Origin of the sequence: Amycolatopsis sp. WAC 04182 (genome assembly GCF_003947465.1) — a bacterium.
In the GTDB taxonomy this organism is placed as follows: Bacteria; Actinomycetota; Actinomycetes; order Mycobacteriales; family Pseudonocardiaceae; genus Amycolatopsis.
In genome coordinates this window covers 857,668-879,722 of record NZ_QHJJ01000004.1, presented here as the reverse complement: position 1 = coordinate 879,722, position 22,055 = coordinate 857,668, and the positions used below count along the sequence as shown (strand labels likewise).

Sequence of the window (22,055 nt, the reverse complement as noted above, 5' to 3'; positions counted from 1 at the left end):
TTTCCGGTCTCGCCGCCGAGCGACGCTCCGTCAGCCGTTACCGTCATTCAAGCTCGAATGAAGGCGTGGAGCGATGACCGCACTGTCCCCGGCGTTACCCCTGTGGGAGGACACCCCTGTCACCCACCGGTTCGGGGTGGCCATGGCGATGCACGCGAACCCGTATTCGGGTGAACTCGTCCGCGCCATCCGCCGCGCCGCACGCCGTCACGGCTGCGAGATCACCCTTGCCGACACCGGTGACAGCGTCGCCGAAGAAGCCGCGGTCATCCGCGCGCTGCGGGCGGACCGCGTCGACGGTGTCCTGCTCGTCCCGGCGGCAGGCGACGAAGCGGTGATCAACGGACTGGTCCGGATGGGCGTGCCGACCGTGCTAGTCGACCGGATGGCCGGCCGCAACGACGTCGACCAGGTCGGCTCCGAGAACATCCAGGCCGTGTGCGCGCTCGTGCGGCACCTCGCCGGGCTGCGGCACCGCAAGATCGGCTTCATCTCGGGTGAAGAGGACATGACCACCTACGAGGAGCGGGCGCTGGGCTACCGGCTCGGCCTCGGCCGCTCCGGCCTCCGGTGGACTTCGCAGCTGGTCGCGTGCGGGCAGTCGACCCCGGGCGGGGCGGCCGCCGCGACGGCGAAACTGCTCGACAGCTGGCCCTCGCCGACCGCGCTCGTGGTGGCGAGCGAGGCGATGATGATCGGCGTCCAGTACGAGGCGCACCGGCTCGGCATCCGGATCGGGCGGGACCTCGCGATCGTCGGCTACGGCGACATGGAGTGGGCGGGACAGGTGACCCCGGCGGTCACCACGATGGCGCAGCCGATCGAGGAGATCGGGCGCAAGGCCGTCGAACTCCTGCTCGCCCGGATCACCGACCCTGAGCGACGACCCGAATCCGTACGGCTCGCGCCGCGCTTCATACACCGCCAGTCGTGCGGCTGCTGAATCACAAGTCGCTGGTGAGAAGCCCGCCGCCGGGTGATGATGGCGGAATGACCGAGCTGTGGACCGTGCACACCGCCGACCTCGACGCCGCCGTGCTGAAAGCGGCGCGCGCCCTGCTCGACGACGCCTTCGACGGCGATTTCAGCGACGACGACTGGGAAAACGCCCTCGGCGGCATGCACACGCTGATCTGGGAGGGCGGCGAGCTGATCGGGCACGCGTCGCTGGTCCAGCGGCGCCTCGTGCACGACGGACGGGTCCTCCGCACGGGTTATGTCGAGGCGGTCGCCGTCCGGTCGGATCACCGGCGGCGCGGGCACGGCGCCGCGATGATGGACGCGCTGGAGCGGGTCCTGCGGAAGGCGTACGACCTCGGGGCGCTTTCGGCGTCCGACGAGGCGCTGGAGTTCTACGCGTCGCGCGGCTGGCTGTTGTGGCGCGGTATTTCGTCGGCCATGACGCCTTCGGGTATCGAAGCGACGAAGGAGGACGACGGGTCGATCCACGTGCTGCCGGTCGGGGTCACCCTGGACCTGGACGGGGAGATCACCTGCGACTGGCGCTCGGGCGACGTCTGGTGACCCGCGTTTAGTCCTCTAAATGCGAGGGGCCGCCCTCCGGACGTTGCGAAAGCCACTTTCGCAACCTTCAACGTTGCGAAAGTGGCTTTCGCAACCTGCCACCTTTGCCCCTGCCCGCGTTTAGTCCTCTAAATGCGGTGTTCCAGGCTGGCCGCGGCTTCCAGGAGCATCCACGCGCTCACCTGAACGGACAGATCACGTTCCGGGGCATCACCCGCGAGGGGCAGCGAAGGCGCCGGGGTCGCCCAGTCTGCGCTGAAGAGCGGCCCGTGCGGTGTCTCGGTGGCACCGGACCAGCAGGCGTCAGCCGACCGGATGACCAGTTCGCGTGCGATCCCGCTCGGCAGCAGCGGTGCCGCGAGCGCGAGATAGCGCGCCAGGATCCCGCCGAACAGGCCGCCATCGCCGCCTTCCTGTCCTCGGATCACCCCGTTCGGCGCGACGTGGTCCGAGACCGCGCGGATCGTCCGCTCCACTCTGTCCATTTCGGACAGTTCGAGGCAGGCGCCGAGGTAAACCCCCTGGCAGTACGTGAAAATATGTTTGACGATTTCACCGCTGCCGACCCGAAGGCCGTCCCAGACCAACCCGGAATCCGGGTCGACGAGCCGCTCGGTCATCCAGTCGGTCAAACCACGAGCGTGCTGCGTTGTGCCTTCTCGGGCGTGGAAGATCGCGGCCGGGCCGTTCGCGGGGGCGTTCTTGAAATCGTCGCCGGCGCGCCACCAGATCCCGCCGCCCGCGTCGTCGGTCCAGCCTTCGCGCAGCCGCGAGCTGATCGCCTCCAGCCCGCCGCGGACGTCCAGCCCGAGATGCCCGACGCGTTGCAGCGCGAGGCCGAGCCAGGCGATGTCGTCGTAGTAGTCGTTGATCCACTTGCCGAAGTTGCGCAGCCGCACAGACCCCACGAACCGGTCGATCAGCTTCAGCCGATCCGGTGAAGGGTCTCGCAGCTGGGCGTCGACGAGGGTGTCCAGCAGATGTGCCTGCCACCAGTAGTTCCAGTGCCAGTGGGCGCGCTGCCCCGCCGACGGCGGCCAGCCGCTGCGGCCGAGCACGGTCCCGGGCAGCCCCCACACACGGCTCAGATGCCGGTCGCGGATCGCGCGCTCGGCGATCGCGGCACGGTCGGCGAGAGCAGTCATCGCGCCATCATCCCTTGCCCGCTGACATACCGCTCAGTATGTTGGGAGGACTCCCGAACCCGCGAGGTGCTTCATGACCACGGCGCATGTGACCTGCCCGCTCTGCGAAGCCACCTGCGGGCTGGAGGTGACGATCGACGAAAAGAGCCTGGTCACCCGCGCGCAGGGGGACCGTCAGGACGTCTTCTCGCAGGGCTACATCTGCCCGAAGGGTGCTTCGATCGGCGCGCTGCACCATGACCCGGACAGGCTCACCGCGCCGCTGGTGAAACGCGACGGCGAGTTCGTCGAGGTCACCTGGGACGAGGCCTTCGCCGAGATCGACCGGCGGCTCCGGCCGATCATCGACGAGCACGGCAAGAACGCCGTCGCCGTCTACTCCGGCAACCCGACGGTGCACAACGCGGCGCTGGTGCTCTACGGCCGCGTGTTCTTCAAAGCCTTGGGCACCAGGAACTTCTACACCGCGACCACGGTCGATCAGATGCCGAAGCACTTCTCCTCCGGCTACCTCTTCGGCGACCCGCAGACCATTCCCGTCGCCGACCTCGACCGCACCGAGCACCTGCTCATCCTGGGCGCGAACCCGTTGGTGTCCAACGGAAGCCTGATGACCGCCCCGGACACCCGCGGGAGGCTGCGCGGGATCCAGAAGCGCGGTGGCAAGATCGTCGTGCTCGATCCACGCCGCACCCGGACCGCGCAACTCGCCGACGAGCACCACGCGATCCGGCCCGGCACCGACGCGTTGTTCCTGTTCGCGCTGGTCAACGTCCTGTTCGCGGAGAACCGGGTCACTCCGGGAGAGCACGTCAACGGCGTCGACGAGGTTCGCGCTCTGGCGGAGCCCTTCACCCCGGAGGCGGTCGCGCCCGCGACCGGGATCGACGCCGCCGAGATCCGCCGCATCGCGCTCGAACTCGCGGACGCCGAGCGCGCCGCGGTGTACGGCCGGATGGGGACGACGACGCAGTCGTTCGGCACGGTCGCGAGCTGGCTGGTCGACGTCGTCAACACGCTCACCGGCAACCTCGACCGCGAAGGCGGCGTGATGTTCCCGCTGCCCGCCCTCTGGCGGCCGCGCCGGTCCTCGCCGTTCACCAGTGGCCGCTGGACGAGCCGGGTGCGCGGGTATCCCGAGGTGCTCGGCGAGCTGCCGGTCGCCACGCTCGCGGACGAGATCGAGACGCCCGGCGAAGGCCAGGTGCGGGCGCTGGTGACCATCAGCGGCAACCCGGCACTGAGCACGCCCAACTCCGCGCGGCTCACGGAAGCGTTGCGGCAACTGGACTTCATGGTCTCCCTCGACGTGTACCTCAACGAGACCACCCGGCACGCCGACGTCATCCTGCCCGGGCCGTCACCGCTGGAGCGGCCGCATTACGACGTCGCGTTGTACGCGCTCGCCGTGCGGAACGTCGCAAACTGGACGCCCCAGACGCTGGAAACCGATCTGCCGCAGGAATGGGTGACCCTGCTGCGACTGGCGGGGATCGCCGCCGGCCAGGGTCCGGACATCGACGTCGCCGCCTTCGACACGATGGTCGCGGGCGAAACGGCACGGCGCACCGGCGTCGACCTCTCGCTCGCCGAAGGCCGCACAGGGCCGGCGCGGATGATCGACCTGATGCTGCGCGGCGGCCCGTACGGGCTGAGCCTGGCCGATCTCGAAGCCGCCCCGCACGGCATCGACCTCGGCGCGCTGAAACCGCGGCTGCCGGAGGCGCTCGCCACCGCCAGCGGGAAGGTCGAGCTGGCGCCGGACGCGATCACGAAGGACGTCCCCCGTCTGCGCGCGGAGCTGGACAAGGCGCCGGACGGCGGGCTGCTGCTGATCGGACGACGGCACCTGAGCTCGAACAACTCGTGGATGCACAACCTGACGCCGCTGGTCCGAGGCGGAAACCGGTGCACCGTCCAGGTTCACCCGGACGACGCCGCCCGGCTCGGGCTGACCGACGGCGGGCTCGCGGCGTTGACGTCGCGGGCGGGGAAGCTCGAAGCGCCGGTGGAGGTCACGGCCGACGTCCGGCCCGGCGTGGTGAGCATGCCGCACGGCTGGGGTCACGACCTCGAAGGAACGCGCACGCGGGTCGCGGCCGCGCACGCCGGGGTCAACTCGAACCTGGTCGCCGATGAGACCCTGCTCGACGTGCCCTCCGGGAACGCCGTGCTGAACGGGATCCCGGTGGAGGTCGCCCCCGTCTAGCCGGGGGCTGAAGGGGACTTTCCCCGCGTCTCATGCGGTGAAGGACGCTTTCACCACGTCTTATGCGGGGAAAGCGTCCTTCAGCCCCCGTCACCAGGCTTGGGACAGGTCGGCGTGCTGCCGGATCCAGGCGTGCATGACGATCCCGGCGGCGACGCCGGCGTTGATCGAGCGGGTCGTGCCGAACTGCGCGATCGAGACGACCAGCGCCGCCGTCTTCTGCGCCTCGGCCGACAGACCCGGCCCTTCCTGGCCGAACAGCAGGACACACTCGCGCGGCAGCTCGGCGGTCTCGACGGGCTGCGAGCCGGGGGTGTTGTCGACGGCGACCACGGCGAGCCCCTCCGTCGCGGCGAAGGTCAGCAGGCCGTCGACGTCCTCATGGTGGAGAAGGTGCTGGTAGCGGTCGGTCACCATGGCGCCGCGCCGGTTCCAGCGCCGCCGTCCGACGATGTGCACCGCCGCGGCGGCGAACGCGTTCGCCGTCCGGACCACGGTGCCGATGTTGTGGTCGTGCTGGAAGTTCTCGATCGCCACGTGGAACGGATGCCGACGGCTGTCCACATCGGACACGATGGCCTCGCGCCGCCAGTACCGGTACGGGTCGACGACGTTGCGGCGGTCGCCGTTGGCCAGGAGTTCGGGGTCGTAGCGCTCGTCCGAGGGCCACTCGCCCTCCCACGGACCGACGCCGACCTCTTCCTTCGCCACCCATTCGGTGGGACCGGCTTCTTCCGAGTTCACCCGAGGATTGTCACTCAGCCCATGCTGACGCGGTGCGCCGGTGCGTCCCCGTCGTGGTGGCGGTGACGCCAGCGCTGGTACGCGCCGATGTAGGAGATGATCACCGTTGCCATCGCGACCACGACGACGACCGGCAGCGACGAGCGCGGGAACACGGTGTCGTAGAGGTAGTAGGCGTTGAAGCCGCCGGGCAGGTCGCCGAGACCCTGCTGGTGCCGGAAGTAGTTCTCCGCCGCCGTCAGCGGGCAGGGCCACGGGAAGACGTTGACGAGGACACCCCATGCGGCGAAGAACACATGCACGAAGATCACCTTCGGCCACCGCCACGCGAGGAAACCACCGAATCCGATGAACACCAGCGCGAAAATATGCACCGCGACTGTCACGTTCGCCAGGAAACCCGCCACCTCAAGCCCCCTTTCACACCCCTACCAGCGACGTTACCCCTCTCCGATTGAGAAACGCTCACGAAAAAACGGGGCATCCTCCGTTCGCACGGAGGATGCCCCGTTCGGGACGCTTTATTCGGCGACAGGGGGCGGAACAGAAGATGGGCCCGAAAAGTGACCTGACACGTGAACCCGCCCCGGCCGAAGGCCCCGCTATCGCGGTGGCAGGGCGCCTGATCCGCTGTCGAGTCGCGGACGCGGGTTCACCGCGGCTACTCAGGACAGACCGAGATCGTCCTTGTTCAAAATGTAACGGTATTCGAGGCCTTCCTTCTCGATGGCCTCGCGCGCTCCGGTGTCCCTGTCGACGACGGTCGCGACGCCGACCACGTTCGCGCCGGCCTCGCGCAGCGCCTCGACGGCGGTGAGCACGCTGCCGCCGGTGGTCGAGGTGTCCTCGACGGCCAGCACGCGCTGCCCCAGCACCTCGACGCCTTCGATCCGGCGCTGCATGCCGTGTTCCTTGACGGCCTTCCGGACGACGAACGCGTCGAGCACGACGCCGTCGGTCGCCGCGGAGTGCAGCATCGCCAGCGCCACCGGGTCCGCGCCGAGGGTCAGGCCGCCGGCGGCGACGTAGTCCCAGTCGTGCGTGAGCTGGCGGAGCAGCTTCCCGATGAGCGGGGCGGCCGCGTGATGCAGCGTCGCCCGCCGGAGGTCGATGTAGTAATCGGCCTCCTTGCCCGAGGACAGGGTCACCTTGCCGTGCACGACGGCGAGTTCGCCGACCAGTCTCGCCAGTTCGAGTTTCGCCGCTTGATCAACACCGGGGTAAGCCACGGCCGAGAGTCTTACACACGACCCGGCGGGTCCTTCGACGGTAGCTCTAGTCATTGCCGGCCGTCGCCGCGTCGACGGGCTGGCCGCGGGTCGCCGCCCAGGCCGGGACCAGGGTCGCCGCCAGCGCGAGCGCCGCGGCGAGCCCGATGATGGTCAGGTAGATCAGCGGGGAGCCCATCGGCAGCAGGGAATCGGCCGCCACCAGGCAGAACGGGACGATCGAGCCCGCCGCGACGATGGTGCCGAGCACGATCCCGACCAGCGCGACGAGCCCGCCTTCGAAACCGGCCATCCGCAGCACCTGCGCCCTGGTCGAACCGGTGAGCCGCTGGAGACCGAACTCGCGGCGCCGCCGGACGGTCGCCATCACGAGCGTGTTCGCGACCGAAATCACCGTGTAGGCGATGATCATCCCGACCAGCAGGTAGTTCACCCAGGCGCCGACGGCCTGGTCCTTGTCGTGCGCCGCGACGAGCGCCGCCCGGTCGCCGACGGACACCGGCAGCCCGGCCGTCGCCTCGCGAAGCCGTTCGGTGAGCGCCGCCGGATCGACGTCCGGAGCGGCGCGGACCAGCATCTGCGGGGCGAGCCCGGCGGTGGTGTGCGGGGCCAGCAGACCGGCCGGGAGCAGCAGGCTCTCGAAACCGGGACGCTGGCTGGTCACCGCGACGACCTCGACGTCGACCGGCGAGCCGTCGCCGAGCCGCAGGCCCAGTGTGTCGCCGACGCCGCGGCCGAAGTCCTTCGCAAAGACTTCGGGGAGTGCGACGGTCATGCCGGTGAGCGCCTTGAGGTCGCCTTGGACCACCTTGGTGTCGGTCGTCGCGCCCGCGCCGGAAGCCGTGAGGCCGACCGCCGGACGGCCCTCGTCGGAGGAGTCGTACGGGTTCTCGAGGAACACGCTGCTGGTGACGTACTCGGACGCCCCGGCGACCCCGGGCACGGCCTGGATCCGCTGGACGAGGTCCGGGGACAGCCCGCCCGCCGCGGAGGCGATCACGGCGTCGGCGCGGACGTCTTCGGTGAACGCCTGGTTCGCCAGCTCCTGCTGGGTGGTCTGCAGGTAGATGTTCGCGGTCGCGATCCCGACCGCGAGCATGATCGGGGTGACCGCGCCCGCCGCCCGGACGATGCCCGCCCGGGTGTTGAGCACGGCGAGCCGGGCGTCGATGCCGCCGAGCAGGCGCATCGGCCACTGCAGGATCGCCGTCATCACCTTGGCGACACCGGGGGTGATCATCGCGACGCCGAGCGCCCAGAGGATCACCGCGGGGCCGGCGGTGCTGGCCGCGATCGGGCCGGTCATCACCGCGACGGTCACGATGGCCAGCGCGGTGCCGCCGCCGAAGCAGAGCGCGGCGACGATGACGCGCGTCGGGGTCAGCCAGCGGCGGGTGACCGCGGCCTCGGCGAGCGCCTCGGTCGGCCGGATCTTCCCGGCGCGGCGGCCCGCGAAGAAGGCGGCGATGAACACCGCGAGCATCGCGGCGCCCGCGCCGACGACGGCGGGCAGCCAGCCCTGATAGAACCGCAGCACCGCGGGCACCACACCGTTCTCGACGAGCTGCCCGAACAGCCACTCGCCCAGGAAGGGGCCGAGTACCGCGGCGAGCCCGGTGGCGAGGAGGCCGACGGCCAGCGCTTCGCCGAGCACCATGCGCCGGAGCTGGCGCGGGGCCGTGCCGATCGCCCGCATCAACGCGAGTTCGCGCGAACGCTGCTGGGTGGACAGGCTCAATGTGCTGGCGACGACGAACATCGCGACCATCACCGAGAGCCCGCCGGACACCGCGGCGATGACGATCAGGTTGGAGCCGCTCGAATCGGCTTCGGGGAATTCCGCGACACCGCGGTCGATGCCGGTCAGGACGTTCGCCCCGGCCGCGACCTCGGCGACCTTCGCCTGCACCGCTTCGACGTCCGCACCCGGCACGGTGAAGACGCCGATCGCGTCGGCCTTGCCGGGGTGCCCGGAGAGCCGGGCAGCGTCGGCGGCCGAGAAGAACACAGCGGCCTGTGTGATCGAACGCGGCGCACCGGCCACGCCGGAGACGCGGAACGCTTCGGTCTTGCCGCGCGCGGCGATCTCGACGAGGTCACCGGGCTTCGCTCCCGACGTGGCTTCGACGACCACTTCACCCGCTGCGGGCGCGGCACCCGTGGTCAGCGCGTACGGGGTCAAGGCTGCGGAGTCCCAAGCGTGCCCGAGGCCGGGCTTGCCACCCGCCGCGAGCGGGAAACTCACTTCACCGACGACGTTCGAGACGCCGGGAACGGACCGCAGCCGGGAGACCAGCCCGTCGTCGAGCCGGACGCGCTCGGGAAGCCGCGCGTCCTCGAACTTGCGCTTGTCGTCGGGTTCGAGGGAGGCGGGGTCCGCCTTGGGCAGTTCGAAGGTCTGGCCGCCGGTGACGACGATCGGCGCGGCGGCGAGGCGCTGGGGTTCCGCGTTGCTGCGGATCCCCGTCTCCATGAGACCGCCGCAGGAGGCGACGATGAGCGCGCCGAAGAAGACGGCGATGAAGGTGCCGATGAAGCCGCCCTTGCGCAGGCGCAAGGTCCGGAAGGCGAGTCGCAGCATCACGCACCCGCCCTGACCGGGCTGCCCCAGGCACCCAGGTGGGTCATGCGTTCGGCGACGACGTCCGCGGTCGGCGCGTGCAGTTCGTCCGCGATCCGGCCGTCGGCGAGGAAGATGACGCGGTCCGCGTAGGAGGCGGCCATCGGGTCGTGGGTCACCATGATCACCGTCTGGCCGGTCGTCCGGACGGAATCGCGCAGCAGCGCGAGGACCTCGGCGGCGGTGCGGGTGTCGAGCGCGCCGGTCGGCTCGTCGGCGAAGACCACCGCGGGCCGGGTGACCAGCGCCCGCGCGATCGCGACGCGCTGTGCCTGCCCACCGGAAAGTTCGCCGGGAAGGTGCTTGCGGCGGCCGGAAAGGCCCACGCGGGCGAGCATCTCCTCGACCACGCGGCGGTCCGGCTTGGCGCCGGCGAGCTGCTGCGGGAGCGTGACGTTCTGCTCGACGGTCAGCGCCGGAAGCAGGTTGAAGGCCTGGAAGATGAAGCCGACCCGGTCGCGGCGCAGCTTCGTCAGCTTTGTCTCGCTCATCCCGGCGAGCTCCTGCCCGTCGAGCACGACGGACCCCGACGTCGGCCGGTCCAGCCCGGCCGCGCAGTGCAGGAAGGTGCTCTTGCCCGAGCCAGAAGGCCCCATCACCGCGGTGAAACCGCCGCGCGGGAACGCCAGCGTCACCCCGTCCAGAGCGACGACGCCCTTGCCGTATTCCTTGCGGACGCCGTCGAGCCGGACCGCGTCACCGTTCCACCCAGTGTTCATGGGGAAAACACTAGGAACCCCAGGTCGGAAGCACCCTGGGGCAAGCGTGCGTCTCCTGGGTAGGGCGGGCCCTACCTCACCGCGCCGGTCCTGGCATCGACGTTGACGTCATGCTCGACGCCCTTGCCGTCACGGAGCCCGACCTCCCAGACGAGGGTGCCGTCGGCGGCGTAGTCGACCTCCATCTCGTCGAGGTCACCCGGCTGGCGTTGCTGCGCGGCCTGAAGTGCCTTGACCGCGTCGACACCCGCCTGCTCGACCTTCGCCAGGTCGTCGCTCGGCTTGGCGGTCTGCTGCTTGCCGAGGACCTGGCCGCCGTCCGGGCTCACGCGCACCTTGTGTTCCTGCCCGTGTGACGCGACCTTGATCTCCCAGCCGTCGTTCGCGGGCTCCACGTCGAACACCCGCCCGTCGGGCAAAGCGCCTGCCGCCGCTTGGATCGCCTTCACCGGCTGGGCTTCGACCGGACCCGGTGCCGCCGGGGCGGGCGCCTGTTCGGTGGAACAGGCGGCCAGCGTCAGCGCCACCGCGATGACAAGAAGTGTCGACTTCATGATCTACGCGTACCCGCCCCGCACGGGCTCGAACCGTCGTCCGGCCGATGGCACTGTGGGGTGATGGTCTCGAACGGACAGGGCTGGCTCCAGATCGGTGAGCTGACGACGGCGTTCGCACTGTCGGCGGCGATCGGGCTGGAACGGCAGCTCAGGGGCAAGAGCGCCGGACTACGGACGCAGACCATCGTGGGCACGGCGTCCGCACTGATCCTTTTGGTCAGTAAGTACGGTTTCGGCGATATTCTCGCGACCGGGCAGGTGGTACTCGACCCGTCCCGGATCGCGGCGCAGATCGTGTCCGGTGTCGGTTTCCTCGGCGCCGGGCTGATCATCACCAGACAGGGCGCGATCCGCGGGCTCACCACGGCCGCCGCCGTCTGGGAGACCGCGGCCATCGGGATGGCGGCGGGTGCCGGCCTGCTGGTGCTGGCGGTCGTGGTGACGGTCCTGCATTTCGTGGTGGTACTCGGTTTCACCTGGCTGAGCGCGCATCTGCCCGGTGGCACGGGCACGACCAGGCTTCGCGTGAGTTACGTGGACGGGCAAGGGGTCCTGCGCGACCTGCTGGCGCTGTGCACGAGCCACCGATGGTCGATCACGTCCCTGCGGATCGCCGACGACCGCGACGGCGAAGTGACCGTGACGCTCGACCTCACCGGTCCCGACGCCGCCGCCGCTCCCACCGTGCTCGCCGGGGCCGACGGCGTGCGGTCGATCGAAACCGCCGACGACGACTAGGTGCGGCCCTTACCGCCGAACCCGCCGCCGAGTTTGCGCAGCACGGCCCTCGGCAGCAGCCCGCCGACCGCGACGAGCACCTTGTACTGCAGGCTCGGCACCGAGATCACCTTGCCGCGACGCAGATCCGCGAGGGCCTCGTCCACGACCTGCTCGACGCCGAGCCAGAACGCCTTCGGACCGGGCTTGTCCAGTCCGGCCCGCTCGTGGAACTCCGTGGTGGTGAACCCGGGGCAGAGCGCCATCATCCGGATGTTCCCCGGCAGCGAGGCGGCGATGCCCTCGGTGAACGAGGTGACCCAGTTCTTGCTGGCGGTGTACGTCGAACCGCGGCCGCTGAAGAAGCCGGCGACCGAGCTGACGTTGATGATCGCGCCCTCGCCGCGGTCGATCATCCCCGGCAGCGCCGCGCGGGTCAGCCGCAGGACGGCGGTGACGTTGACGTCCAGCTGACGCTGCAGCGCGTCCGGCGGGATGGTCCAGAAATCGCCGTTGAGCCCGAAGCCCGCGTTGTTCACCAGGAGGTCCACCGGCGCTTCGGCCAGGCGGTCCTCGACCAGCGCCCGTCCGTCCACTTCGGACAGGTCGGCGGGCAGGACCACGACGTCGACGTCATGCGCCTCGACCAGTTCCGCGGCGAAGCCCTCCAGCCTGTCGACGTCGCGGGCGACGAGCACGAGGTCGTACCCCTCGGCGGCGAGCCTGCGCGCGAACTGCGCGCCGATGCCGGCGGTGGCGCCGGTGATCAGGGCGGTCTGTGTCATATCGGGAACCTACTCCTCGGTCGGGTTCCGCGAGCACGCTCGGCTGGGGCAAGCGTGGGGGTCACCCACCGTGGGGATTTGACGTGCAACCGCGGAAGTCGGGAAGTATCGTCCGCCCCCATGGGGAAGCACAGCAGGCGCAAGCCGAGCTACCTGCCCAAAGTCGCGGTCGGCGCGGCGCCACTGGCGCTGTTGCTCGCCGGTCCGGCCACCGCGCTCGCCACCCAGACCGACCCGTCGATCCCGCTTCCGCTGGACCACCAGCGCGAAGGCAGCTTCGATCGCGGAGTCGGCTTCACCAGCGAAGACGACACGACCGTCTTTCGCGGTTTCCTGACCAACACCGAACGCAACGTCTTCAGCAAGGACCTCGGTGACGCGAAGACCGTCGCGGACGTCCGCCGCTCGGTGAGCCAGACCGTCGAGACCCGCGACAGGGTCACGGCCCGCCCGGACAAGGTCGGCGCGCTCGCCGCGGCGAAGACCTCCGAGGCCGTCAAGCAGGGCCAGCGGGAAGCGGTGAAGGTCGAGCGCTACGGCAGTGTCGTCGCCGGGAACGAGACCGAACTCGACCGGACCGGCGAACGGCTGACCGAGGTCTCGCTCGACCCGCGCACCGGCGTCCCCACCTTCGTCTCCGAGGACAGCCGCGGCCTTCGCGCCTCCGAAGGGACCTATCACGCCGTCCGCCCGCTGCCCGGGGTCGGCGTCATCAACGAGACGGACCAGCAGGCCGGTGGCGGCCTCGACCGGGCCATGCGGCTCGACGGCGCGTTCTCCGGCGACCTCGGCGGCGTGCTGGAGGCCGGGCGGTCGTCCGGGCACGCGATCGACGTCGGCGACTTCGCCGCCATCGGGGCGACCTCGGCGCAGCACGGCAACGGCCGGTTCCGCGGTGTCCTGCCGCTCGACGTCGGCTCGGGTGCGGGTTACGGCCAGGAACACGCACTCGGCGGCACCATCGGCCCGTCGACCGGGCTGGTCACCACCGGGCAGAACGTGAATCTGGCGCAGCCCGGCGCCGGGCTCACCGGATCCGGTTCGCACACGATCAGCGGCGACCTCGGCATCGGAGAGGTCGCGTCCGTCCGCGGCACCTCGACGTCGTCCGTGCGCGGGGTCCTGCCGACCGCCGATCCCGCACAGGCAGGGCATCTGACGCAGTCCGGGACACTCGACCTGACCCTGCTCGGTCAGCCGTCGCACACCGGCTTCGTCGCCGGGGCGCTCCCGCTGGAACTAGAACCGGCTTAGGCCTGGGGCTCGATGTCGTCGGCGGCCTCGGCCTGCCAGTGACGGCCCGGGGTCGAGGCGTTGTCGTACTCCTCGTCGAACGGGTCCACGATGTCGGCGATCTCGCCGAGGTCGCGCAGCAGCCGCTCGAGCCGCGACGGCCCGGCGTTCGGGGCGACGCTCGCGAGCACCCACTCGTTCTCCAGCCACGCCACGCCGACGTCGCCGCCGAGCGAGTCCGCCGCGTCGACGAGATCCTGCGTGATCACCTTGCGGGCACCCTCGGAGTCGTCCGCGAAGGCGTAGCGCTGACCGATCGGGCCGAGCATCTCGGGCATGTCCTGGCGCTGGAACGGCACGCTGGACAGCCACATCTCCAGCGGCACCTCGTGCACGCGGTTGCACCGCACGGCGACCACGACCGCCGGGATCTGGCCCTCGGTCTCGATGTCGAAGATGAAGACGGGACGCCGCCCGTCGGAGGTGAAGGTGGACCCGGCGACGACGTTGACCGCCAGCTGGGCGCCGAAGTACCCGATCGCGCCGTTGGACCACTGCCTCGGCAGCCGTTCGTCCTCTTCGACGAACTGCCAGCCGCGCAGCTCGGCCCAGCGCATGCGCTCGCGATTGCGCGAGCCCTCCTTCGCCCGGTCGGCCGCGAGCAGCGCCAGCCCCGCCACCAAGGCGACGGCGGCGATGACGAACCAGATCCACGCCGGAATACCCACGCCGGTCAGGGTATCCCCCTGCCCTCACCGGATGTGACCGCCGGGCGCCGTGTCGCGCCACCCCTTTCGGTGCCGCGCCCGGGAAAGACCACGAAAGACGCGGCGAAAGGTCGACAAATCGCTGTGTCGCCAAGGCTCGTGAGTGGCCTTTCATCCCCGCACTCGTGACTGGACGGACGACACGCGTGCGGGAATGGACGACTCACGTGATCGGGCGGACGACTCGCGGCTGGGCCCTTGCTCACGCGAGTACATGAAGGCCCCCTTCCTTGCGCCTGGCGCAAGGAAGGGGGCCTTCATGTACTGAGGGGTCCTGCTGGGCGACGCGCCCCGCCCCGCCGGATTGCGAAAGCCGCGGCCGGGCCCGGAGGCGTCAGTCCACCCGGGTGACTGTGAGCGCGGCCGACGCCTCCTCGGCCGGGATGTCCACCCGCACCGTGTCGCCGTCCCGGATCTCACCGGCCAGCAGCTGTTTCGCCAGCTTGTCGCCGATCGCCGACTGCACCAGCCGCCGCAGCGGCCGCGCGCCGTAGATCGGGTCGAAGCCGTTCAGCGCGAGCCACTCGCGGGCCCCGGCGGTGACGTCCAGCGTCAGGCGGCGCCGCGACAGCCGCGTGGCGAGCCGCTCGATCTGGATGTCCACAATGGACGTCAGCTCGTCGGTGCCCAGCGCGTGGAAGACCACGATGTCGTCCAGCCGGTTCAGGAACTCCGGTTTGAACTGCCGCTGCACCACCGACATCACCGCGTCGGTGCGCTGCCGCTCGTCGAGCGACGGGTCGGCGATGGCCTGCGAGCCGAGGTTCGACGTCAGCACCAGGATCGTGTTGCGGAAGTCCACCGTGCGGCCCTGGCCGTCGGTGAGCCGTCCGTCGTCGAGCACCTGCAGGAGCACGTCGAACACGTCCGGGTGCGCCTTCTCGACCTCGTCGAGCAGCACCACCGAATACGGCCGCCTGCGCACCGACTCGGTCAGCTGGCCGCCCTGGTCGTAGCCGACGTAGCCAGGAGGCGCCCCGACCAGGCGCGCCACCGAGTGCTTCTCGGCGTACTCGCTCATGTCGATCCGCAGCATCGCGCGCTCGTCGTCGAACAGGAACTCGGCCAGCGCCTTCGCCAGTTCGGTCTTGCCGACGCCGGTCGGGCCGAGGAACAGGAACGAACCGGTCGGCCGGTCGGGGTCGGCGACGCCCGCCCTGGTGCGGCGCACCGCGTCCGAGACGACCTGCACGGCCTCCTTCTGCCCGACGACCCGCTTGCCGAGCTCCTCCTCCATCCGGAGCAGCTTGCCCGTCTCGCCCTCCAGCAGCCGCCCGGCCGGGATGCCGGTCCACGCGCTGACCACGTCGGCGACGTCGTCCGCGCCGACCTCTTCCTTCAGCATGACGTTCTGCTGGCTGACCTCGCTGGCCGCGATCGCGGCCTCGAACTCCTTCTCCAGCGCGGGAATCCGGCCGTAGCGGAGTTCGGCGGCCTTGCCGAGGTCGCCGTCGCGTTCGGCGCGTTCGGACTCGCCGCGCAGCTGCTCCAGCTGCTCCTTGAGGTCACGGACGCGTTCGATCGAGCCCTTCTCGTTCTGCCAGCGCGCGGTCAGCGCCGTCAGCGTCTCCCGCTTCTCGGCGAGTTCCGAACGCAGCGCGGCAAGGCGGTCCTTGGAGGCGGCGTCGTCCTCTTTGGACAGTGCCATCTCCTCGATCTCCATCCGCCGCACGGCGCGCTCGACCTCGTCGATCTCGACCGGCCGCGAGTCGATCTCCATGCGGAGCTTCGACGCGGCCTCGTCGACCAGGTCGATCGCCTTGTCCGGCAGGAACCGGGCGGTGATGTAGCGGTCGGACAGGGTCGCGGCGGCGACCAGCGCGGCGTCGGTGATGCGCACACCGTGGTGCACCTCGTACCGCTCCTTGAGCCCGCGCAGGATGCCGATGGTGTCCTCAGTGGACGGTTCGCCGACCAGCACCTGCTGGAAGCGCCGCTCCAGCGCGGCGTCCTTCTCGATGTGCTGCCGGTACTCGTCGAGCGTGGTCGCGCCGACCATCCGCAGCTCACCGCGGGCGAGCATCGGCTTGATCATGTTACCCGCGTCCATCGCTCCCTCACCGGTCGCGCCGGCGCCGACGATGGTGTGCAGCTCGTCGATGAAGGTGACGACCTCGCCCGCGGAGTCGGTGATCTCCTTGAGCACGGCCTTCAGCCGCTCCTCGAACTCGCCGCGGAACTTGGCGCCCGCGACCATCGAACCGAGGTCCAGCGCCACCACGCGCTTGCCGCGCAGCGACTCCGGCACGTCACCGGCGACGATGCGCTGGGCGAGCCCTTCGACGATGGCCGTCTTGCCGACGCCGGGTTCACCGATCAGCACCGGGTTGTTCTTGGTGCGGCGCGAGAGCACCTGCACCACACGGCGGATCTCGGTGTCGCGGCCGATCACCGGGTCCAGCTCGCCGGCCCGGGCGCGTTCGGTCAGGTCGACGCCGTACTTCTCCAGCGCCTTGAACGTGCTCTCCGGATCCGCGCTGGTGATCCGCGCGGAGCCGCGCACCTTGGCGAACGCCTCGCGCAGCGCGTCCGGGGTGGCGCCGTGCCGCTTGAGCAGCTCGGCCACCGGCCCGCCTTCGGTGGCGAGGCCGACGAGGAGATGCTCCGTCGAGACGTACTCGTCGCCGAGTTCGGTCGCCAGCTTCTGCGCGTGCGTCAGCGCCTTGACGGCGTGCGCGTCGAACTGCGGGCTCGACACGGTGGCGCCCGTCGCCGACGGCAGCGCCGCGATCAGCGGCTCCAGCTCCTTGTGCACCTGCGCCGGATCGGCCCCGACCGCGGTCAGCAGCGGTGCGGTGAGCCCCTCACCCTGCGCCAGCAGGGCGCCGAGCAGGTGCGCGGCCGCCACGTGCGGGTTTCCCGCCATCGTGGCCGCCTGCGCCGCCGACGAGATCGCCTGCTGGGTCTTCGTGGTCGGGTTGAAAGCGTCCATCCCTCACCTCGTACTAGGTCCTGCGAAGTTCTTGTCGACAGGTACAACGTCAGCAAAGTTGAGTCTGTTCCGCTCAACCTTGAAAAGTTTCAGCGCCCGGTCGGCGAGACGGCCTCCACGGGCAGGCGCGGACCCACCCGGCCGAGGCCGACGACGGCCGTGCAGGCGCACGCGGCCACGAGCACCCACGGGATCCAGACTGCCACGGAGAACAACGCCACGACGGCCGGAGCGATCACCGCCGCGAGCGTGAACGCGTATTGGAAGGCCGCCAGATACCGGCCTCGCGCCTCCGGCGGGGCCGCCGCTTCGGCCAGCGCCCCGGACCGCGGGCCGAACGCGAGATCGCCCGCGGCCAGCACGAGGGTCGCGCCGAGCAGGTAAACCGGCTGGAAGACCTTCGGCACGAACACCACCAGGACGCACGCCAGGCACCACACCGCGAACAACGCCGAGCCCGCGCGCATGGCGGCGATCCGGGTCAGCTTCCGGGTGAGCCGCAACGCGACGACTCCACCCAGACTGGTGACGACCGTGAGCAGCGCGATGATCGCGCCGGGAAGCCACCGAGGGCCGTGCAAGGCGTTGAAGACGTACACCGGCATCCCGATGAGGAAGAAGTCCATCGTGAGCGCGAACAGCCCACTGAACACGATGAGCGCCAGGTACGGGCGGTTCCGCCAGATCCGCGCGGACCCCGACAGGCGCGGCAGGTGCCGCGGGGCGGGGTCGACCAGTGTCGCCAGGATGGCCGCGGCGACGACGAAGGTCGCGACGTCGACCATCACGGCGACGTACAGGCCCTCGCGGCCGATCCACACCAGCAGTCCGGCGGCCGCGAGCCCGCCCAGCCCGAAGCCCGCGGAGCGGACCATCGCGGCTTCGGCGAACGGCCGGTCCTTCGGTCCTTCGCCCGCGACGTCGGCGATGAGCGAGAACTGCGAGCTGTAGAACAGCTGCTGCCCGGCCGCGAGCATGACGGACGCGCCGACGACGCCGGCGAACCCGTCCGCCAGCAGGAAGGCGCTCGCTCCGGCGGCCTGCAGGACGTGGGAGCAGATCATCACCGTCCGCGGGCCGATCAGGTCGACGAGGCGCCCGGCGAGCGCGGGAACGAGCAGACCGGCGAACGCACCGAGAGTGACCGCGCCCCCCGCCTGGGCGAGCGGCAGACCCACCACACGGATGACGAAGACGAGGCCCAACGGAAGGAAGAGTCCCGAGCCGAAGTTGTCGATACCCAACGCGACCAGCAACGCGACCCTGCTTCGCACACCTTCGACGCTACCGGCGTGACAGCGTCGCGAAAGGTCCGTTCAGTCAAGACCGGCGGGTAGGAACGGCCGCCGTCAAACGTCGCATGTCCGGACGGACAGGGCCGCTCGGACGTCCGCGTTCATCTCCGCCAGCCGCGTGGTCAGTTCGAGGACCTTTTCGTCGTCCCAGTCACCGAGCGCGCGCTCCATGAACTCCAGATATCCGGCCCGCCTGCGGCCCAGTTCCGCGCGCCCGCGTTCGGAGATGCTGATGATCGACGCGCGGCCGTCCTCGGGCGCGGGACGGCGGTCCACCATGCCCGCCGCGGACAGCTGGGAGATTTGACGACTTATGACCGAAAGGTCCACAAAGCGTCGTTTGGCCAACTCCGAAGGGCGGGCCTCGCCGTGCTTCGCCAGGTCGGACAGCAGCATCGCGGCCGCCGGGTGCAGGCCGGGGTCGTCCTGCCAGGCCTGCATTATCCAGGCGTGCTGCAGCTGGGAGGCGGCCTTCAACTCACGCATCAGTTCGACCCTGGCGTCGTCTGCGGAGCTCATCGATGCCTCCCGGCTACTTGTACAGTACAACTTTATTCGGCGACACTTGCGTAAGACAACTATTTACCTCGTGAGATCGCCCACTGCCGCCCGGTTTCGAGTACACCCGTCCGGAGCAACGATGCGGGCAAAAGGGCTCTCGGCAGCTAGTCTCGCGAACGAGCCGGAACCAGCCGACCGGCCCGACAGCCACTGACCGGAGAGGTGAATGATCCGTGAATTCTTCTCCAGTGGATCCTCGTCCGTGATTCTGGGGAACTGTCTTCCGGCATGCGCTACCCGATCAGCGACTCCCAGCCCGTGACGGCCGACGCGGTCAGTCCGGTGCCGCGGTCGTCGGCACCGAGAGAAGCCCCGCCCGCGGTCACCGCGATGGTGCGGCTCATCCGGGACACCTGGGCGAAGTCGGAGCCCTTCATCCCGGAGATCTCCCAGTTCTTCTACGGGATGCTGTTCACCCTCGCGCCGGCGACCCGCGACTTCTTCCCGATCAACATGGAGGTCCAGCGCGGCAGGCTGGTGCGCGCGCTGGTCCACATCGTGCAGATGGTCGACCGGCCCGACGACCTCGTGCCGTTCCTGACCCAGCTCGGCCGCGACCACCGCAAGTTCGGTGTCATCCCGCGGCATTACGAGGCCGTCGGCACCGCACTGCTCGCCTCGCTCAAGAACCACCTCGGTCCGGACTGGACACCGGAGGTCGAACGGGCCTGGGCCGAGGCGTTCACCATCGTCGCCCGCGCGATGCAGGAGGCCGCCGCGGCCGACGTCAACCCGGCATCGTGGTCGGCCACCGTCCTCGAACACCGGCGGCTCACCTGGGATCTCGCCCTGGTCCGCGTCCAGCCCGAATTCCCGGTGCCGTACCAGCCCGGCCAATACATGAGTGTCGAAGTCCCGCAGCGGCCGAGGCTCTGGCGCTACCTGTCGCCGGCGAACGCGCCGCGCGAGGACGGCGGCATCGAGTTCCACGTGCGCGCCGTCGACGGCGGCTGGGTTTCGCGCGCCATCGTCAGCCACACGCAGCCCGGCGACGTCTGGCGGCTGGGGCCGCCGCTCGGCAGGCTTTCGGTCGACCGGACCGACGGCCGCGGCGTCCTGATGATCGCCGGCGGTACCGGTATCGCGCCGCTGCGCGCCATCCTGGACGACCTCGCGCAGTGGGGCGAAAACCCGAAGGTCCAGCTGTTCTACGGCGGACCGTCGCGTGAGGACCTTTACGACCTCGACGAGCTGCGCGCCCTCGCCGCCACGAACCCGTGGCTCACCGTGACGCCGGTGGTCGAGCACGGCGAAGAGGCGCCCGGCTGCGTGCAGGGCACCCTCGCGGAAGCCGTTACCCAGCAAGGATCCTGGCCGGGGCACCGGGTCCTCGTCGCCGGTTCGCCCGCGATGATCCGCGCGACGGTGTCCCGGATGCTGGTCGCGGGCAGCGCGCTCGACCAGATCGCGTACGACCCCTTCACCATCGACTAGGAATTCCATTCCACAATGGTGGTCAGCCGCGTTACGTGATCCCGTAATCACGGAGAAAACCCACCCGATCGGCCGATCACGCTTTCCTTTACTTAGTGCCAGACGGTGTTGACGGCGCGTATATCGTTTGCTCCGTTCGAGCGGGAAACAACCATTCGTGGATCCTTTCGCGACGTTCGGGCATACAGTCGAGAACCCTCGGGGGAACACGAGCACGATGACATCGGGTCTGGAGAATATGCCCGATCCAACTGGAGAAAATCGTTCACCCATGACTGCCGAAACAGTGAAATACGAGCATCCACCGAGTTCGTCGAGATCTTCACCGATTCCCGTTCCGCCCCTGATCGAGACGCCGTCCGCGGACAAGACCGTCGAGATGGCCAAGCTCATCAGGAAGAGTTTCGCCGCCGTCGAAACGAAGGCCGAAGAGCTGTCCCAGTACTTCTACGGCGTGCTCTTCTCCGTTTCGCCGGACGCGAGGGCGTTGTTCCCGATCAACATGGCCACGCAGCGAAATCGTTTGCTGCGCGCACTCGTCTACGTCGTCCAGATGGTGGACCGGCCCGACGAACTGGCCACGTTCCTCGGGCAACTCGGCCGCGACCACCGGAAGTTCGACGTCCTCGGCCGCCATTACGACGCCGTCGGCGTCGCGCTGATCGCCGCGTTGAAAAGGTTCCTGAAGGACGACTGGACACCGGAGCTGGAAGACGCCTGGGTCACCGCGTACGGCGTCATTTCGAAGAACATGCGCGAGGCCGCGGGCAAGGAAGTCGGGCCGGCGTGGTGGAAGGCGACCGTCATCGAACACCGCGTCGTGTCCCGTGACGTCGCCATCGTCAAGGTACGCACCGATCAGCCGCTCCCGTACCGGGCCGGCGGTTACGTCAGCGTCGAAGTCCCGCAGCGGCCGCGGATGTGGCGGTACTTCTCGCCCGCCACCGCGCCGCACGCCGACGGGACGATGGAGTTCCACGTGCACGCCGTGCGCGGAGGCTGGGTCTCGCGCGCGATCGTCCACCACACCCGGTTCGGCGACGTCTGGCGCCTCGGCCCGTCGCTCGGCGCGCTTTCGGTGAACCACACGGAGAGCCGTCCGCTGCTGATGATCGGCGGCGGCACCGGCGTCGCGCCGCTGCTCGCCCTGCTCGACGACATGTCGCGCTGGAAGCACAACCCGCCGGTGCACCTGTTCTTCGGCGGCCGCCGCCCGGAAGACCTCTACGCCCTCGACGAGCTCCGCGGGCTGACCGTCACCTGCCCTTGGCTGACGGTGACCCCGGTGACCGAGGAAGGCACCATCGCCGGCGGCGACCGCGGCACGCTGGCCACGGCGGTCACGCAGCGCGGTGCCTGGAAGGAGCGCGACGTGTACGTCGCCGGGTCACCGTCGATGATCCGGGCGACGATCGCGAAACTGCTCGCCGCGGGCACGGACCTGGCGCGGATCAAGTACGACCCCTTCACCCTGGACTGAGCCGATGCGTCCTTCGTATTAGGCCGATCGGCTGTTCCACCTGGGCTCGACGCAGCAGTAGGTCAGTGAATCATTGACCGCGGTCACCGGCGGATTTATGGTCT

Annotated in this window: 19 protein-coding genes; 7 read left to right on the top strand and 12 right to left on the bottom strand. The window is 69.8% G+C overall.

Going from position 1 to position 22,055, the window contains the following annotated elements; translation table 11 throughout:
- Positions 1–73: 73 nt before the first annotated feature.
- Complete coding sequence (locus DMH01_RS24470; RefSeq protein ID WP_034312391.1) at positions 74–943, top strand: LacI family DNA-binding transcriptional regulator; 870 nt, start codon at positions 74–76, stop codon at positions 941–943.
- 47 nt (positions 944–990) lie between these two features.
- A complete protein-coding gene (locus tag DMH01_RS24465) occupies positions 991–1,524 on the top strand; it encodes a GNAT family N-acetyltransferase (protein ID WP_125679550.1) in 534 nt (177 codons plus the stop codon).
- Positions 1,525–1,652: 128 nt separating this feature from the next.
- Here DMH01_RS24465 and DMH01_RS24460 read toward each other — a convergent pair whose 3' ends face one another.
- On the bottom strand, positions 1,653–2,669 hold the full coding sequence (locus DMH01_RS24460; protein ID WP_125679549.1) for a glycoside hydrolase family 76 protein: 1,017 nt from the start codon (positions 2,667–2,669) through the stop codon (positions 1,653–1,655).
- Between the two features lie 73 nt (positions 2,670–2,742).
- Here DMH01_RS24460 and DMH01_RS24455 point away from each other — a divergent pair, with 73 nt between their 5' ends.
- The gene (locus DMH01_RS24455; RefSeq protein ID WP_125679548.1) at positions 2,743–4,878 is read left to right on the top strand and encodes a molybdopterin oxidoreductase family protein; all 2,136 of its coding nucleotides are present in this window, start codon (positions 2,743–2,745) and stop codon (positions 4,876–4,878) included.
- A gap of 90 nt (positions 4,879–4,968) precedes the next feature.
- Here the strand turns inward: DMH01_RS24455 and DMH01_RS24450 are convergent, their stop codons facing one another.
- The 6 genes from DMH01_RS24450 to DMH01_RS24425 form a co-directional block, all read right to left on the bottom strand.
- A complete protein-coding gene (locus DMH01_RS24450; protein WP_034312382.1) occupies positions 4,969–5,622 on the bottom strand; it encodes a TrmH family RNA methyltransferase in 654 nt (217 codons plus the stop codon).
- Between the two features lie 14 nt (positions 5,623–5,636).
- Positions 5,637–6,029 (bottom strand): DUF2784 domain-containing protein, encoded by a 393-nt coding sequence (locus tag DMH01_RS24445; RefSeq protein WP_125679547.1) that lies wholly within the window; start codon positions 6,027–6,029, stop codon positions 5,637–5,639.
- 258 nt (positions 6,030–6,287) lie between these two features.
- Positions 6,288–6,851, bottom strand: a complete 564-nt coding sequence (pyrE, locus tag DMH01_RS24440) for an orotate phosphoribosyltransferase (protein ID WP_016338130.1) — start codon at positions 6,849–6,851, stop codon at positions 6,288–6,290.
- A 46-nt stretch (positions 6,852–6,897) separates the two neighbouring features.
- On the bottom strand, positions 6,898–9,432 hold the full coding sequence (locus DMH01_RS24435; RefSeq protein ID WP_125679546.1) for an FtsX-like permease family protein: 2,535 nt from the start codon (positions 9,430–9,432) through the stop codon (positions 6,898–6,900).
- The gene (locus DMH01_RS24430; RefSeq protein WP_125679545.1) at positions 9,432–10,190 is read right to left on the bottom strand and encodes an ABC transporter ATP-binding protein; all 759 of its coding nucleotides are present in this window, start codon (positions 10,188–10,190) and stop codon (positions 9,432–9,434) included. Before DMH01_RS24430 ends, DMH01_RS24435 begins: the two co-directional genes overlap by 1 nt.
- A gap of 71 nt (positions 10,191–10,261) precedes the next feature.
- The gene (locus DMH01_RS24425; protein ID WP_125679544.1) at positions 10,262–10,744 is read right to left on the bottom strand and encodes a PepSY domain-containing protein; all 483 of its coding nucleotides are present in this window, start codon (positions 10,742–10,744) and stop codon (positions 10,262–10,264) included.
- A gap of 60 nt (positions 10,745–10,804) precedes the next feature.
- Between DMH01_RS24425 and DMH01_RS24420 the strand changes: the two genes are divergently transcribed.
- Positions 10,805–11,485: an MgtC/SapB family protein gene (locus DMH01_RS24420; RefSeq protein WP_125679543.1), complete on the top strand. Its 681-nt coding sequence runs from the start codon at positions 10,805–10,807 to the stop codon at positions 11,483–11,485.
- On the opposite strand, the gene DMH01_RS24415 is transcribed toward DMH01_RS24420, so the two are convergent.
- Positions 11,482–12,249 (bottom strand): SDR family oxidoreductase, encoded by a 768-nt coding sequence (locus tag DMH01_RS24415; protein ID WP_125679542.1) that lies wholly within the window; start codon positions 12,247–12,249, stop codon positions 11,482–11,484. The two genes, DMH01_RS24420 and DMH01_RS24415, sit on opposite strands and share 4 nt — an antisense overlap.
- 120 nt (positions 12,250–12,369) lie before the next feature.
- Here DMH01_RS24415 and DMH01_RS24410 point away from each other — a divergent pair, with 120 nt between their 5' ends.
- The gene (locus tag DMH01_RS24410) at positions 12,370–13,503 is read left to right on the top strand and encodes a hypothetical protein (RefSeq protein WP_125679541.1); all 1,134 of its coding nucleotides are present in this window, start codon (positions 12,370–12,372) and stop codon (positions 13,501–13,503) included.
- Here DMH01_RS24410 and DMH01_RS24405 read toward each other — a convergent pair.
- From DMH01_RS24405 to DMH01_RS24390, 4 genes are all read right to left on the bottom strand, one after another.
- A complete protein-coding gene (locus DMH01_RS24405) occupies positions 13,500–14,210 on the bottom strand; it encodes a hypothetical protein (RefSeq protein WP_125679540.1) in 711 nt (236 codons plus the stop codon). The genes DMH01_RS24410 and DMH01_RS24405 overlap by 4 nt on opposite strands.
- A 373-nt stretch (positions 14,211–14,583) precedes the next feature.
- Positions 14,584–17,181 (bottom strand): ATP-dependent chaperone ClpB, encoded by a 2,598-nt coding sequence (clpB, locus tag DMH01_RS24400; protein ID WP_125679539.1) that lies wholly within the window; start codon positions 17,179–17,181, stop codon positions 14,584–14,586.
- A gap of 89 nt (positions 17,182–17,270) precedes the next feature.
- Positions 17,271–18,455 (bottom strand): MFS transporter, encoded by a 1,185-nt coding sequence (locus tag DMH01_RS24395; protein WP_125679538.1) that lies wholly within the window; start codon positions 18,453–18,455, stop codon positions 17,271–17,273.
- Between the two features lie 75 nt (positions 18,456–18,530).
- A complete protein-coding gene (locus DMH01_RS24390; RefSeq protein ID WP_034312360.1) occupies positions 18,531–18,995 on the bottom strand; it encodes a MarR family winged helix-turn-helix transcriptional regulator in 465 nt (154 codons plus the stop codon).
- Positions 18,996–19,367: 372 nt separating this feature from the next.
- On the opposite strand from DMH01_RS24390, the gene DMH01_RS24385 reads away from it, so the two are divergent.
- Together DMH01_RS24385 and DMH01_RS24380 are read left to right on the top strand one after the other, a co-directional pair.
- Positions 19,368–20,471 carry a globin domain-containing protein gene (locus DMH01_RS24385; protein ID WP_125679537.1) on the top strand — a complete coding sequence of 368 codons (1,104 nt, stop codon included), beginning with the start codon at positions 19,368–19,370 and terminating at the stop codon, positions 20,469–20,471.
- A 379-nt stretch (positions 20,472–20,850) separates the two neighbouring features.
- Positions 20,851–21,951 carry an FAD-binding oxidoreductase gene (locus tag DMH01_RS24380; RefSeq protein WP_125679858.1) on the top strand — a complete coding sequence of 367 codons (1,101 nt, stop codon included), beginning with the start codon at positions 20,851–20,853 and terminating at the stop codon, positions 21,949–21,951.
- Positions 21,952–22,055: the final 104 nt, after the last annotated feature.